Annotated in this window: 11 protein-coding genes; 6 read left to right on the plus strand and 5 right to left on the minus strand. The window is 68.5% G+C overall.

Annotated elements, in window-relative coordinates; all coding sequences use genetic code 11:
- Positions 1 to 22: 22 nt before the first annotated feature.
- Positions 23 to 226, minus strand: a complete 204-nt coding sequence (locus BQ8420_RS05640) for a ubiquitin-like protein Pup (RefSeq protein WP_087096748.1) — start codon at positions 224 to 226, stop codon at positions 23 to 25.
- 689 nt (positions 227 to 915) lie between these two features.
- On the opposite strand from BQ8420_RS05640, the gene BQ8420_RS05645 reads away from it, so the two are divergent.
- Both BQ8420_RS05645 and BQ8420_RS05650 read left to right on the plus strand, forming a co-directional pair.
- Positions 916 to 2,070: a S1 family peptidase gene (locus tag BQ8420_RS05645; RefSeq protein WP_087096749.1), complete on the plus strand. Its 1,155-nt coding sequence runs from the start codon at positions 916 to 918 to the stop codon at positions 2,068 to 2,070.
- Positions 2,071 to 2,597: 527 nt separating this feature from the next.
- Entirely contained in the window at positions 2,598 to 3,743 is a 1,146-nt protein-coding gene (locus BQ8420_RS05650; RefSeq protein WP_087096750.1) for a S1 family peptidase, read from the plus strand.
- Between the two features lie 61 nt (positions 3,744 to 3,804).
- Here BQ8420_RS05650 and dop read toward each other — a convergent pair whose 3' ends face one another.
- From dop to BQ8420_RS05665, 3 genes are all read right to left on the minus strand, one after another.
- A complete protein-coding gene (dop, locus tag BQ8420_RS05655; RefSeq protein ID WP_087096751.1) occupies positions 3,805 to 5,328 on the minus strand; it encodes a depupylase/deamidase Dop in 1,524 nt (507 codons plus the stop codon).
- Positions 5,329 to 5,605: 277 nt separating this feature from the next.
- Positions 5,606 to 7,375: a proteasome ATPase gene (arc, locus tag BQ8420_RS05660; RefSeq protein ID WP_087096752.1), complete on the minus strand. Its 1,770-nt coding sequence runs from the start codon at positions 7,373 to 7,375 to the stop codon at positions 5,606 to 5,608.
- 288 nt (positions 7,376 to 7,663) lie between these two features.
- Positions 7,664 to 8,617 (minus strand): tRNA (adenine-N1)-methyltransferase, encoded by a 954-nt coding sequence (locus BQ8420_RS05665; protein WP_087096753.1) that lies wholly within the window; start codon positions 8,615 to 8,617, stop codon positions 7,664 to 7,666.
- Between the two features lie 198 nt (positions 8,618 to 8,815).
- Here BQ8420_RS05665 and ppgK point away from each other — a divergent pair, with 198 nt between their 5' ends.
- From ppgK to BQ8420_RS05680, 3 genes are all read left to right on the plus strand, one after another.
- The gene (gene ppgK, locus BQ8420_RS05670; RefSeq protein ID WP_087096754.1) at positions 8,816 to 9,583 is read left to right on the plus strand and encodes a polyphosphate--glucose phosphotransferase; all 768 of its coding nucleotides are present in this window, start codon (positions 8,816 to 8,818) and stop codon (positions 9,581 to 9,583) included.
- A gap of 649 nt (positions 9,584 to 10,232) precedes the next feature.
- Positions 10,233 to 11,492: a helix-turn-helix transcriptional regulator gene (locus tag BQ8420_RS05675; RefSeq protein ID WP_200815817.1), complete on the plus strand. Its 1,260-nt coding sequence runs from the start codon at positions 10,233 to 10,235 to the stop codon at positions 11,490 to 11,492.
- A gap of 34 nt (positions 11,493 to 11,526) precedes the next feature.
- The gene (locus BQ8420_RS05680) at positions 11,527 to 12,000 is read left to right on the plus strand and encodes a hypothetical protein (protein WP_087096756.1); all 474 of its coding nucleotides are present in this window, start codon (positions 11,527 to 11,529) and stop codon (positions 11,998 to 12,000) included.
- 38 nt (positions 12,001 to 12,038) lie between these two features.
- Here the strand turns inward: BQ8420_RS05680 and BQ8420_RS05685 are convergent, their stop codons facing one another.
- On the minus strand, positions 12,039 to 13,199 hold the full coding sequence (locus tag BQ8420_RS05685; protein WP_087096775.1) for a site-2 protease family protein: 1,161 nt from the start codon (positions 13,197 to 13,199) through the stop codon (positions 12,039 to 12,041).
- 98 nt (positions 13,200 to 13,297) lie between these two features.
- On the opposite strand from BQ8420_RS05685, the gene BQ8420_RS05690 reads away from it, so the two are divergent.
- Positions 13,298 to 14,104 (plus strand): PD-(D/E)XK nuclease family protein, encoded by an 807-nt coding sequence (locus BQ8420_RS05690; RefSeq protein ID WP_087096757.1) that lies wholly within the window; start codon positions 13,298 to 13,300, stop codon positions 14,102 to 14,104.
- The last annotated feature ends 38 nt before the right edge of the window (positions 14,105 to 14,142 follow it).

The raw sequence follows: 14,142 nt of genomic DNA on the forward strand, positions 1-14,142 counted from the left end.
TCAGCGAACCGTTCGAGGGCGGTCACTGACCGCCCTTCTGTACGAACTGCCGCACGAAGTCCTCGGCGTTGCTCTCTAGAACGTCGTCGATCTCGTCGAGGATGTCGTCGACGTCCTCATCCAGTTGTTCGTCGCGTTCCTGGGTCTCCGCGGCGCCTTCGGTCTCCTCGACCTCTTCGTCGCGGCGGGTGCCGTGCTTCTGGCCGCCGGTGTCCTTCGTCGCCATTGCAACCTCCCGTTCGGAGCTCTCGCCCTTATCTTGGCCCAACGACTCCCGGCTCAACCCCGTTCCCGGGGCCCGATACCCGCTAGTTACCTCTTACCTCGGCATCGTCACCGTGCGTGCGGGCGGAAGGGGAACGGGCGCGGGCGGGGTGCGCGCGGATTCGATGTCGCAGCGGGGCCGGGCGTGTCCCGAGGCACGGGCCACGGGGCGACCCTGAAGACCGGTTTCGCGAAATACGCACATGCGTTCGGCTTGCGAACATGATCTTCACCCTGGACGGCGGGCTGACCACGTGGGTTACGGCTATGTGTCCGATTCGTCGCTGTTGGTACGCGGTTCCGGTGTCCGCATCCGGCCACGATGTATCCCTTGACCTACTGGCGAGTTTGTGATCCACGTACATCCTCTCCGGAAAAGCGAAGGTCAGCGGGCCCGCCGTCGAACGCGAGCGCCCCAATTGATCCGATCATGGGATGATCCTGTTGTCCCCTCGCTGAAGTATCAGCTTTCCGGGGTTCCGGTTGTCCAAGATGTGCACTTATGGTGGGGCATCGTTTACCGAGTGTCTCGGTGAACGGAGGACCCCGCCTCCTTTCGGGGGTCCTCACACTCGGAGCGCACCGTCCACCCCCAAGCGGACGAGGCGCCTTCGAGACCCCGCCCCATTCCCCCTAGGAGAGTAGGGATCAATGCGACCCTCCCCCATTATCTCCGCCATCGGCACGGGAGCGCTGGCCTTCGGGCTGTCGATCTCCGTGGTCCCGGCTGCCGGAGCCACGACCGTGCCGACCGAGCCCGTCACACAGGACGACTCGATCGCCACCATGGAAGAAGCGCTTGAGCGCGACTTCGGCCTCACCCCGTTCGAGGCCGAAGAACTGCTCGACGCCCAGGCGGCCGCGTTCGGTCTGGACGAGGCCGCGGCGGACGCCGCGGGTGACGCCTACGCGGGTTCGGTGTTCGACACCGACACCCTGGAGCTGACCGTCCTGGTGACGGACACTTCCACGGTGTCCGACGTCGAGGCCGCCGGTGCCGAGGCCGAACTGGTCTCTTACGGCACCGAGGGCCTGGCCGAGATCATGGACGAGCTCGACGCCGCCGGCACCCAGCCGGGTGTCGTCGGCTGGTACCCCGACGTCACTTCCGACACGGTCGTGATCGAGGCCACCGAAGGCGACGACGCCCAGAGCCTCATCGAGGCCGCGGGTGTGGACGCCTCCGCCGTGGAGGTGCGCAGCACCTCCGAGCAGCCGCAGCTGTTCGCCGACATCGTCGGTGGCGACGCCTACTACATGGGCGGCGGCCGCTGCTCCATCGGGTTCGCCGCCACCGACAGCTCCGGCGGCGACGGCTTCGTGACCGCCGGTCACTGTGGCACCGTCGGCACCTCCGCCGAGAGCGAGGACGGTTCCGGCTCGGGCACCTTCGCCGAGTCGGTCTTCCCCGGCAACGACGGGGCGTTCGTGTCGGCGAGCTCCAACTGGACCGTCACCAACCTGGTCAACATGTACAGCGCCGGTGACACCCAGACGGTCGGCGGCTCCACCCAGGCACCGGTCGGCTCCGCCGTGTGCCGCTCGGGTTCGACCACCGGTTGGCACTGCGGCACCATCGAGGCCCGCGGCCAGTCGGTGAGCTACCCCGAGGGCACCGTCAACGACCTGACCCGCACCAACGTCTGCGCTGAGCCGGGTGACTCCGGTGGCTCGTTCATCAGTGACGACCAGGCTCAGGGCGTGACCTCGGGCGGTTCGGGCAACTGCACCAGCGGTGGCACGACGTACTACCAGGAGGTCGGCGCGATGCTCAGCTCGTGGGACCTCTCGCTGGTGACCGGATAGCAACACCCGTCCGGCACGGCACCGACGCCCCCGTCCGCTTTCGAGCGGACGGGGGCGTTCTCGTTCTCACCTTCCTCGGGCCGATCGCCTGGCCGCATCCGGCCAGGGCGCGTCCGATCCCGATTCGCGCGGGTGCGCCGCCGTCCTCCCCTCCTCGGGCCCTGGGTACGCCCATGACCAGAGGTGTTACGGGGGTGTGTCCGAGTGACCACGGTTGGTACCCGGTTCCGACGTCCGCATGTGGCCATTCTGCCCCTCTTGTGGAAATGCGCCCGTTTCGGTCCGTGATCGACCGTCTGCGGTAATCGCAAGGTGGGATCCCACGACCGCAACGGAGTGCGACCGGAACCGACCTATCAACCCATCACCGGATTTCGCCTTGAATGCTTTTCCCGCTCGACGGTCTTTCCCTCACCAAAACGTGCACTTATGGTTGGGCGTTGTTTACCGGATGTCTCGGTGAACAACGGCGACCGAGTCGAATCGGTCGCCGATCCCCCGCAAATCCCCCAAGGAGAGTAGGGACCATGCGACCCTCCCCCGTTGTCTCCGCCATAGGTACCGGAGCCCTGGCCTTCGGCCTGGCTCTGGGCACCACCCCCGCCGCCGCGGCACCCGTGGCACCCGCACCCCAGTCCCCCGACGCCGAGGCCGTCAGCATGGCCGAGGCCCTTGAGCGCGACCTCGGCCTGTCCCCGTCCCAGGCCGCCGACCTGTTCGAAGCCCAGACCGAGGCGTTCGAGATCGACGCCGAGGCCACCGAGGCCGCGGCCGACGCCTACGGCGGCTCCCTCTTCGACACCGACAGCCTCGAACTGACCGTCCTGGTCACCGACGCCTCCGCCGTTGACGCGGTCGAGGCCACCGGCGCCCAGGCCGAGGTCGTCACCCACGGCATCGATGGTCTCCAAGAGATCGTCGACGAACTCAACGCCGCCCAGGCCGACGCGGGCGTCGTCGGTTGGTACCCCGACATCGCCGGTGACACGGTCGTCCTGGAGGTCATGGAAGGCTCCGGGGCCGACGTGGACGCCCTCCTCGCCGACTCCGGTGTCGACGCCGCCGACGTCACGGTGGAGAGCACCAACGAACAGCCCGAGCTCTACGCCGACATCGTCGGAGGTCTGGCCTACACCATGGGCGGACGCTGCTCGGTCGGTTTCGCCGCCACCAACTCCTCCGGGCAGCCCGGCTTCGTCACCGCCGGACACTGCGGCAGCGTCGGCACCGGCGTCAGCATCGGCAACGGGCAGGGCGTCTTCGAGCGTTCCATCTTCCCCGGCAACGACGCCGCCTTCGTCCGTGGCACGTCCAACTTCACCCTGACCAACCTCGTCAGCCGCTACAACACCGGCGGGCACGCCACCGTGAGCGGATCCAGCGCGGCCGCGATCGGCTCCCAGGTGTGCCGCTCCGGCTCCACCACCGGCTGGCACTGCGGCACCATCCAGGCCCGCAACCAGACGGTGAACTACCCGCAGGGCACCGTCCAGGCCCTGACCCGCACCAACGTCTGCGCCGAGCCCGGTGACTCCGGCGGATCCTTCATCTCCGGTAGCCAGGCGCAGGGCGTCACCTCCGGTGGCTCCGGCAACTGCTCCTCCGGCGGCACCACCTACTACCAGGAGGTCAACCCCATGCTCAACAGCTGGGGCGTGCGTCTGCGCACCTGACCCCCGCACACGACGTCCCCGCCCGCGACCCGCGGGCGGGGACGTCCGCGTTCGGAAGGGGTCAGCCTCCGCGTTTGCCGCCCAGGATCGCGACCAGGTCCTCCGCGGTGTCGGCGGCGTCCAGCAGAGCGCCCACGTGCTCCTTGGTGCCCCGCGACGGCTCCAGGGTCGGCACCCGCTGCAACGAGTCGTGGCCGGGCAGGTCGAAGATGACCGAGTCCCAGGAGGCAGCCGCCACCGAGTCGGCGTACTTGGCCAGGCACCGACCACGGAAGAAGGCGCGGGTGTCCTCCGGCGGTTCGGTGATCGCCCGGGTCACCTCCGACTCCTCCAACAGTCGATGGACCCGGCCACGGGCCGCCAACCGGTTGTACAGGCCCCGGTCCTGGCGCACGTCCGAGTACTGCAGATCCACCATCTGCAACCGCGGGCTCGACCACTCCAGACCGTCACGGGAGCGGTAGCTCTCCAACAGCTTGAGCTTGGCTACCCAGTCCAACCGGTCGGCCAGATCCATCGGATCCCGCGCGAGCCCGGTCAGCACCGACTCCCACTGGTCCAGAACGTCGGCGGTGTCGGGGTCCACGTCCGTACCGAACCGGTCCTCCACGTACTTGCGCGCCTGGTCCAGGTACTCGCCCTGCAACTCCAGGGCGGTCATCCGTCGCCCGTCGCGCAACCGCAACCGGTGCTTCAACCCCGGGTCGTGGGAAACCTCCCGCAGGTCCGCCACCGACGTCTCCAACGACAGGTCCTGCTGCAAGAACCCGTCCTCGATCATCGACAGCACCAGAGCGGTGGACCCCATCTTCAGATAGGTGGAGAGCTCGCTCATGTTGGCGTCACCGATGATCACGTGCAGTCGTCGGTACTGCTCCGGGTCCGCGTGGGGTTCGTCCCGTGTGTTGATGATGGGACGCTTCAGGGTCGTCTCCAACCCCACCTCGACCTCGAAGAAGTCGGCGCGCTGGGAGAGCTGGAACCCGCTGCCCTGCCCGTCCGAACCGATGCCGACCTTGCCGGCCCCGCACATCACCTGCCGGGACACGAAGAACGGGATGAGGTGGCGGACGATGTCCCCGAAGGGCGTCGACCGCTTCATCAGGTAGTTCTCGTGGCACCCGTAGGAGGCGCCCTTGTTGTCGGTGTTGTTCTTGTACAGCTGGATCGGTTCGATGCCCGGCGTCGAACCCGCCCGCGCCGCGGCCTCGGCCATGACCCGCTCTCCGGCCTTGTCCCACAACACCGCGTCACGCGGGTTGGTGACTTCGGGGGCCGAGTACTCAGGATGGGCGTGGTCCACGTACAGGCGCGCACCGTTGGTGAGGATGACGTTGGCCAACCCCAGATCCTCGTCGGTCAGCTGGGTGGGGTCGGCCACCTCACGCGCCAGGTCGAAGCCGCGCGCGTCCCGCAGCGGGTTCTCCTCCTCGAAGTCCCAGCGGGCTCGCCTGGCCCGCGCCGCCGAGGCGGCAAAATAGGCGTTGACCACCTGGGTGGAGGTGACCATCGCGTTGGCCCCGGGGTTGCCCGGCACGGAGATCCCGTATTCGGTCTCGATACCCATAATCCGCCGCACACTCATGCTGAGAGGCTATCCGCCCGGGCGCCGTCTTGAACTCTTCCGCGCCAATTGTGGCCTAAGCGCCGTCTTCCCGGGCGTTTCGAAAGGTCTTCACCCGAGATGTCCGCACAGCTCACCACGGATTCTGACGGATTCGCCTAAAAGGGCGACGAGATTCGCACGAACCGGCCGACCGCATCCGGGGCAGGGGCGAGAAGTCCGGGGGCGCACACGCCGGGGCCCGCCGGAGAAGGACTCCGGCGGGCCCCGAAGCGGTACGCGACCGCGGCGAGCGTGTTCACAGGTACTGACCGGTGTTGGCGACCGTGTCGATGGACCGGCCCGAGTCGGAGCCCGTCTTCCCGGTGATGAGCGTACGGATGTAGACGATCCGTTCGCCCTTCTTGCCGGAGATACGCGCCCAGTCGTCCGGATTGGTGGTGTTGGGCAGGTCCTCGTTCTCACTGAACTCATCGACACAGGCCTGCATCAGGTGCGAGACCCGGATGCCCTTGGACTGCTGTTCGATGAAGTCCTTGATCGCCATCTTCTTGGCCCGCGAGACGATGTTCTCAATCATCGCGCCGGAGTTGAAGTCCTTGAAGTACAGGACCTCCTTGTCACCGTTGGCGTAGGTGACCTCCAAGAAGCGGTTCTCCTCGCCCTCGGTGTACATCCGCTCCACGACCCGCTGGATCATGGCGTCCACCGTGGCCTTGCTGGAACCACCGTGCTCGGACAGGTCCTCCTCGTGCAGCGGCAGCTCTTCGGTGATGTACTTGGCGAAGATGTCACGGGCCGCCTCGGCGTCGGGCCGCTCGATCTTGATCTTGACGTCCAAACGTCCGGGCCGCAGGATCGCCGGGTCGATCATGTCCTCGCGGTTGGAGGCGCCGATGACGATGACGTTCTCCAGCCCCTCGACACCGTCGATCTCACTGAGCATCTGCGGGACGATCGTGTTCTCCACGTCGGAGGACACACCCGAACCACGCGTACGGAAGATCGAGTCCATCTCGTCGAAGAACACGATGACGGGGGTTCCCTCGGAGGCCTTCTCCCTGGCCCGTTGGAAGACCAGGCGGATGTGCCGCTCGGTCTCGCCCACGTACTTGTTCAGCAGCTCCGGACCCTTGATGTTGAGGAAGAAGCTCTTGCCGACGTCCTTGCCGGTGCGCTCGGCCACCTGCTTGGCCAACGAGTTCGCGACCGCTTTGGCGATGAGCGTCTTACCGCACCCGGGCGGACCGTACAGCAGCACGCCTTTCGGCGGGCGCAACTGGTGCTCGAAGAACAACTCCTTGTACAGGTAGGGCAACTCGACCGCGTCGCGGATCATCTCGATCTGCCCCGACAGACCACCGACGTCGTCGTAGGCGATGTCGGGGACCTCTTCGAGGATGAGCTCCTCGACCTCCGACTTGGGAATGCGCTCGTACACGTAACCCGACCGGGACTCCAGCAGCAGTGAGTCCCCCGCCCTGATCGGCTCGTCGCGCAGCGGCTCCGCCAACCGCACGATCCGCTCCTCGTCGTGATGCGAGATCACCAGGGCACGGTCGCCGTCCTCAAGGATCTCCTTGAGCATGACGACTTCACCGACGGTCTCGAAGGACTCCACCTCGACGACGTTGAACGCCTCGTTGAGCATGACCTCCTGGCCCGGGCGCAACGATTCCAGTTCCACGGAGGGACTGACGTTGACCCGCATCTTGCGGCCATTGGTGAAGATCTCAACGGTCTCGTCCTCGCGCGACCCAAGGTAGACACCGAAGCCCGACGGCGGCTGCGCGAGCCGATCGACCTCCTCCTTGAGTGCCACGATCTGCTCGCGCGCCTCCTTCAGTGTGGAGACGAGCCGTTCGTTCTGCCCGTTGGCGGCAGCCAGGTTGGCCTGGGCCTCCCGCAACCGCTCTTCCAACAGACGCACATGTCGGGGCGAGTCGGCGAGCTTACGCCGAACCACGCTGAGTTCCTTTTCCATGTAGGAGACCTGAGCCGTGAGTTCAGCGACTTCACGGTCCTGGTCGTCTTGACGCTCGTCTTCGCGCTCGGCCACGTCCGCCACCTCCCTATGAGAAGGACGACTACTCGGGAACCTACCTACCCAGCCCCTTTCCTAACCTCCTGGCTTCGAGGAGTGTCGGGAGCCTCACTTTCACACCTTGCATCGACGCAGGTCACGCTGGCAGCGGATGACCCGACGTAATGAGAAAGTAACCTTCGTGGCGGGAATAAGGCAAGTGCATTCCAGACGTTTCCCCAGGCTTGCGCGGCACTGACACCCCCGCACCGGAAACGACGAGGCCCGCCCCGGACCTTGTCCGAAGCGGGCCTCGCACGGGCACCGCGCACGCTACTCGGCGGGCCGATCCGTTTCCTTCGCGGGCGTGTCCGACCCGGCCTCGGCGGAGGCGGCCACGCCCTGGGAGGCGGCGGCGCGCGCCGCCTCGTAGTCCTTGCCGTAGGCGCCCTTGGCCGGACGACGACGCCGCTCGGGCGCCGCCACACCATCGGCCAGACGACGCGCCACCACCAGGAAACCGGTGTGGCCGATCATCCGGTGGTCCGGACGCACCGCCAGCCCCTCCACGTGCCACGTGCGCAGCATCGTCTCCCACGAACGCGGCTCGTAGAACCGCTCGTCCTCGCGCAGCTCCTCCACCACACGGGACAGCTGGGTCGTGGTCGCCACGTAACAACACACCAACCCACCGGGGATCAGGGCCTTGGCGACCGCGTCCAGGCACTCCCACGGCGCGAGCATGTCCAGGAACACCCGGTCCACGTCGGTCTCGTCGAGCTCCTCGACCAGGTCGCCCACGGTCAGCCGCCACGCCGGGTGCGGTCCGCCGTAGAAGTTCTCCACGTTCTTGCGGGCGATCTCGGCGAAGTCGGCCCGCCTCTCGTAGGAGTGCAGCATGCCCTGCTCCCCCACCGCGCGCAGCAGCCAGTTGGACATGGCGCCCGAACCCGCCCCGGCCTCCACCACGCGCGCGCCCGGGAAGATGTCGGCTTCCACCATCACCTGGGCGGCGTCCTTGGGGTAGACGATGGTCGCCCCACGCTTCATGGACAGCGTGTAGTCGATGAGCAGGGGGCGCAGGGCCACGTAGGCCGTGCCGGTGTTGGAGGTGACGACGCTTCCCTCGGGTTCACCGAGGAGATCGTCGTGGTCGACCTTGCCCTTGTGCGAGTGGAAGGCGCCACCCTCACGCAAGGTGATGGTGTGCATCCGGCCCTTGGGGTCGGTCAACTGCACGGTGTCGCCATCGGTGAAGGGGCCGCGGCGGCCATGGATACCGGTCAACGTCGCTCTCGTCTTCCCACATCGCGTTCAGGTCGGGCAGTCGCCCAGCGTATCGGCCTCCCGAACCGCGACGAACCGTCCCGAGCCTCGCCCACTCCGCCCTTCCGCGTGCGAAAACCGAATTCGTTGGGCAGGATCAGGCGTGGAGCCGAGCCACGGACCCCCGTCAGCACACGAGGACCACAGGAGACAGCACCCATGTCACAGCCGACCACGGGCCTGGGAATCGACATCGGCGGCAGCGGCATCAAGGGCGCCCCCGTCGACCTGGACTCCGGTGAGTTCCTCCGGGAACGGCTCAAGATCCTCACCCCCGACGAGTCGGGCTCCGAGCCCGTATCCGAGATCGTCGCGCGGATCTGCGACCACTTCCCCGAGGCCGCGGGCGGCCCCGTGGGCATCACCTTCCCCGGGGTCGTGCAGAACGGCACGGTCCACAGCGCCGCCAACCTGGACAAGTCCTGGGTGGGCACCGACGCGCGCGCCCTGTTCACCCAGGCCGTGGGGCGCCCGGTCCGGGTCCTCAACGACGCCGACGCCGCCGCCCTGGCCGAGACCCGCTACGGCGCGGCCAAGGGCGTGCACGGCACGGTCCTGATGACCACCCTGGGAACCGGTATCGGCACCGCCCTGGTCGTGGCCGGTCGTCTGGTGCCCAACACCGAGTTCGGGCACCTGGAGATCGACGGGCACGACGCCGAGTCACGGGCCTCCTCCGGGGCCAAGGAACGCGACGGCCTGTCCTACCCCGAGTGGGCGAACGAGCGCCTACAGCGCTACTACCGGGTGATCGAGGACCTGGTGTGGCCGGACCTGATCGTGGTGGGCGGCGGGGTGAGCCGCAAGGCCCACAAGTTCCTGCCGTTGCTCGACATCCGTACCCCGATCGTGCCCGCGGCCCTGCGCAACACGGCGGGCATCGTGGGCGCCGCCCTGGCCGCCGCCCAGGCTCTGGAAATGCCCTGATCCCCTACCTCCACGGCGCGGCTTCCCACGGCCCCGGTGGTTCGCCATCGGGCCCGGGAGCGGAACACGCGTTCCTGAGGAGCGAGGGAAGGGAGGGGCGCCTGGCGAACAGTGGGGACGGTACCGCCAGGCGCCCGGGGGTGGAGGCAACCGACCCGGTCACGCTCCGGGACGGGTGATTCGGGTGTCGGGCGGGTTCGGAGCCCGCGCAGAGGGAGACTGGATTCGGGCCACCACCCGAACACCACCCCACACCCGGGGTCGCACCGCTGTGCGACCCGTCCAGCCACGCGGGCCCGTGCCCACGTGTGTCTTCGACGTCAGCCGCCCTCGGCGGCCGACAACACGCCCATGATCCTGCGGGCGGCGTCGGTGGTCCGTGAGGCCGGAGAGAGCGGCACCCCGGGCAGGACCGCCGATGGCGTCTCCACGGTCACGTGTTCTCCCTCCTCACAGCCCCGGCGGCCACCGCCGCCGGGCCAGCGACAAGTTCACTCTGCCCCATCCCGGAGAGCCCGCATGACCAGTATGCGGATCACGCATCACCCCTTCTTTTTCGCACATAGCCACCAAGACGCGCCGGGATCCCTAACCTGGGCTCATGCCCCAAGCAGACGGCCTTCCCCAGGACCTGTGGACCCGACCGCGCATGGCCGACGCACTGGCCAACTGCGACATGCCGACGGTCATCGAAAGCGTGCGCACCGCGCACGGTTGGTCCCAGGGCGACCTCGCACGGGAACTCACCTACTCGCAGAGCTGGGTCTCCCGAGTGGTCAACGGCCAGCAGTCGCTCACCATCAGCCAGGTCCAGGACCTGGCACGGCGGCTCGACATCCCGTTGCACCTGATCCGCTTCGGCGGAGACACCGCGTTGGAGGGCGCCGCCGCCAAGGTCCTGCCTCCCACCAGACGTCGCGACTTCGGGAAAGCCGTCGCCGCGGGCGGCCTCCTGGCCTCCACCGCCCGTCCCATCAACGGCCTGGAGGTCCACCACGGCATCGACGAGGACACCGCCCCCTCCCTGCGCGCCATCACCGGCGGCCAACGACGCATGGACGCCACCTCACCCGCACGCCACCTGCTGCCCGGAGCGATCGCGCACGTGCACCTGACCGAGCAGATGCTCACGAATGCGCGCGTGACGCCCTTCCACACCGAACTCAGCGCCGCCGCCAGCGAGGCCTCCGGATTCGCCGCCTGGCTCAACGCCGACCTCGGCGACATGGGATCGGCCCGCATGCACTACCGCACGGCCGTCGTCCGCGCCCGCCAGGCCGGCATGCGCCTGCTCGACGTCTACATGCTCGGCTCCCTGGCCGCCTTCGAGATCGAGACCGCCGAGGACCCCGAACTCGGGCTGGGGCTGGTCCAAGAGGCCGAACACGTCCTGGGCCCCGACTCCCACCCCACCGCGCGCGCCTGGCTGGCCTGCATCGGCGCCCTCGCCCACGCCGGCATCGGCGACCGCACCTCCGCCGCGAGCGCCATCCGCCGCGCCGAACGCGACGTCGACCGCCCCGACAACGCCCGCCCCCCATGGCCCTGGGTGTTCGTCTTCGACCAGACCAAGGTCGCCGGCTACCGCGCCCTGGTGGGCGTACGTCTACGCACCCCGCACGAGGCCCGCGCCGCCTTCGCCGACGCCGTCGCGCCGTCCTCTCGCAACGTCAAGCAGTCCGCCGTCCTCAAGGTCGAACTGGCCTCCGCCCACGCCGAGGCCGGAGACGTCGACGAGGCCTTCCGCCTGGCCCAGGAAGCCCTCGACACCGGGGTGCGCTTCGCCTCCGAACGCGTCGTGTCCCGAGTGCGCGCCTTCCGCAGGCGTTACCGCGGCCCCCACGCCGAGCGCGTCAACGAACTCGACACCCGACTCGCCGCTCTCGTTATCGGCATCCCCAGTGGGTAGAAACGCGGCGAAAGCGAACGAACTGGGAGGTCATGTGATCCGCATCGGCATCACCGGGCACCGCAACCTCACCCCTGAGGTGAGCGAACACGTCGCCACACTCGTCAAGGACCATCTGGAGCCCTACGGACACGCCCTGGTGGGCCTCTCCTGCCTCGCCGACGGCGCCGACGCCCTCTTCGCCGAGGCCGTCCTGGACGCCGGAGCCCCGCTGGAGGCCGTCATCCCGGCGGCCGGCTACCGCTCCGCGTTGCCCCCCGGTCACCACCCCGTCTACGACCGGTTCCTGGCCCGATCCGTCCTGGTCCACGAATTACCGCACGCCGTCTCCGACCCCCACTCGCACATGGCCGCCGGCCGCCTCCTCGTCGAACAGAGCGACCGGCTCCTCGCCGTCTGGGACGGCCTACCGGCCCGCGGCCCCGGCGGCACCGCCGACGTCGTCGCCTACGCCCGCGCCCTGGACCGCCCCGTCACGGTCCTGTGGCCCCAAGGCGCCCGACGCTGACCCCCGGCGAAGAACAGCCACCACCCCCGGTCACAGCGCTAAGGGCGTTCCCGACCCGCCATCGCCGCGTTGACGTCCGAGGCCCGGATCACCCCGAACACCCCACCGTCCTCGGCCACCACAAGGTACTCCGGCAACCGGTGACGGGTGAGCTCGTCCAGGAGCTCCTCACCTTCCAACCCCACCGACACCACCGAATGCTCCGTCAACGCCCGGGACACGTCCGAGACCGGCACCCAGGCCCGCCGCGCCTTCGAGATCGCCTCGTCCGCGGTGGGATGGACCACCGAGACCGGCGTGCCCCCGGCATCGACCACCACCACGGCCTCCGCGTCCACTTCCCCGGCGCGTACGTCCACCTGCGCCAACGGCAGATCCGCGGGCACCACCACCGCCCGGCGGGCCAACTCCCGTGCCCGTAGCCCCGGAACACGGGCCCGCACCCGCGCGTTGCGCAACGCCTCCGAAGCACCCATCCACATGAACCCGGCCAACACCACGCCCCACACGATGGCCCACGGTCCCGGCGTACCACCCGCGCTCCACGCGAACAGGAACGGCAACGCCGCCACCAGCAGGGCCAGCACCCGACCGCCCCAGGCCGCCACCACGCTCCCGGTGTGGGGCCGCCCCGTCAGTTTCCACACCCCCGCGCGCAACAGGCGACCACCGTCCAACGGCAACCCGGGCAACAGGTTGAACACGCCCACCAACAGGTTGGCGATCCACAACTGGAACATCAGCTCACCGGGAATGCTGAACGGGTCCGCCAGCAGAGCCAACCCGAACGCGCCCGCCGCCAGCACCAGCGACAACAACGGCCCCGAGAAGGCGATCCAGAACTCCTTACCGGGGGTGGGCGCCTCCCGGTCGATCTCCGACACCCCGCCCAGCACGTACAGAACGATCCGCCGCACCGGCAACCCGTACGACCGCGCCACCACCGAGTGCGCCAACTCGTGCACCAACACCGACGCGTACAACAGGATCGCGAAGACGAACGCCAACAGGTACGCCGAGGGACCCAACGCCAACCGGGACTGGACGATGCCCCCGTAGACCAGAGTGATCAGCACCGCCACGATCCACCACGACGACGTCACGTACACCGGTACGCCGAACGGCCGACCGAGCAGTAACCCCGGCTTCCGGGAACGGGGGTCGGACCTGGTCGCGGAAGGATCACTGCCATTGCTCACGAACCCCACACTATGGCGTGTTCGGTGACGGGCCCCACCGGTACCGGGCCCCACCACGCCAACCCCCACCAGGCGCTCACTCTCATAGGCTGAGGGGCATGACCACCGTGCCGCCACTGCCGAGCGCCCTGTCGCCCTCCCGAGCCTCCGACTTCCTCCAGTGCCCGCTGCTGTTCCGCTTCCGCACCATCGACCGCCTCCCCGAGGCTCCCAGCGCCGCCGCGCTGCGCGGCACCCTGGTCCACGCCTGCCTGGAGCGCCTCTACGAACTGCCCGCCGACACCCGCACCACCCGCACCGCCCTCAGCCTCGTCGACCCCCAGTGGAACAAGATCCGCGACAGCAAACCCGACGTCGCCGACCACCTCTTCCCCGACGGCGAAGGCCTCGACGACTGGCTCCAGTCGTCCCGCGACCTCGTCGAGCGCTACTTCGAACTGGAGAACCCCGCCAACCTCGAACCCCGCGAACGCGAGATGCGCCTGGAGGTGTCCCTGCCCACCGGTCTTCGCCTGCGCGGCTACGTCGACCGCCTCGACGTCGCACCCGGTGGACGGATCCGCGTCGTCGACTACAAGACCGGCAAATCGCCCCACCCCCGCTTCGAGGACAAGGCCAAGTTCCAGATCTTCTTCTACGCCGTCATGATCTGGCGCGACCTGGGCGTGGTCCCCGCCCGACTCCAACTCATGTACCTGGGCGATGGCTCCGTGCGCTGGTACGACCCGACCGAGGACGAGCTCGCCGCCGCCGAAGCCGAGATCGGCGACATCTGGGCACGCATCGAGGCCGCCGGACGGGCCGGACGCTGGGAACCCAAACGCAGCAAGCTCTGCGGCTGGTGCGAACACCAGGCCCTGTGCCCCGAGTTCGGCGGCACCCCGCCCCCGCTGCCCACCGCCTGAGCCGGCCCCGGCACTCCACCCCGTACGGCAGAATCGGC

This window comes from Nocardiopsis sp. JB363 (genome assembly GCF_900143625.1).
Lineage (GTDB): Bacteria > Actinomycetota > Actinomycetes > Streptosporangiales > Streptosporangiaceae > Nocardiopsis.

What these genes read in the sequence shown, in the direction of transcription:
- BQ8420_RS05640 (WP_087096748.1), bottom strand. Translation starts at nt 226, where the DNA reads ATGGCGACGAAGGACACCGGCGGCCAGAAGCACGGCACCCGCCGCGAC.
- BQ8420_RS05645 (WP_087096749.1), top strand. Translation starts at nt 916, where the DNA reads ATGCGACCCTCCCCCATTATCTCCGCCATCGGCACGGGAGCGCTGGCC.
- BQ8420_RS05650 (WP_087096750.1), top strand. Translation starts at nt 2,598, where the DNA reads ATGCGACCCTCCCCCGTTGTCTCCGCCATAGGTACCGGAGCCCTGGCC.
- dop (WP_087096751.1), bottom strand. Translation starts at nt 5,328, where the DNA reads ATGAGTGTGCGGCGGATTATGGGTATCGAGACCGAATACGGGATCTCC.
- ppgK (WP_087096754.1), top strand. Translation starts at nt 8,816, where the DNA reads ATGTCACAGCCGACCACGGGCCTGGGAATCGACATCGGCGGCAGCGGC.
- BQ8420_RS05675 (WP_200815817.1), top strand. Translation starts at nt 10,233, where the DNA reads ATGGCCGACGCACTGGCCAACTGCGACATGCCGACGGTCATCGAAAGC.
- BQ8420_RS05690 (WP_087096757.1), top strand. Translation starts at nt 13,298, where the DNA reads ATGACCACCGTGCCGCCACTGCCGAGCGCCCTGTCGCCCTCCCGAGCC.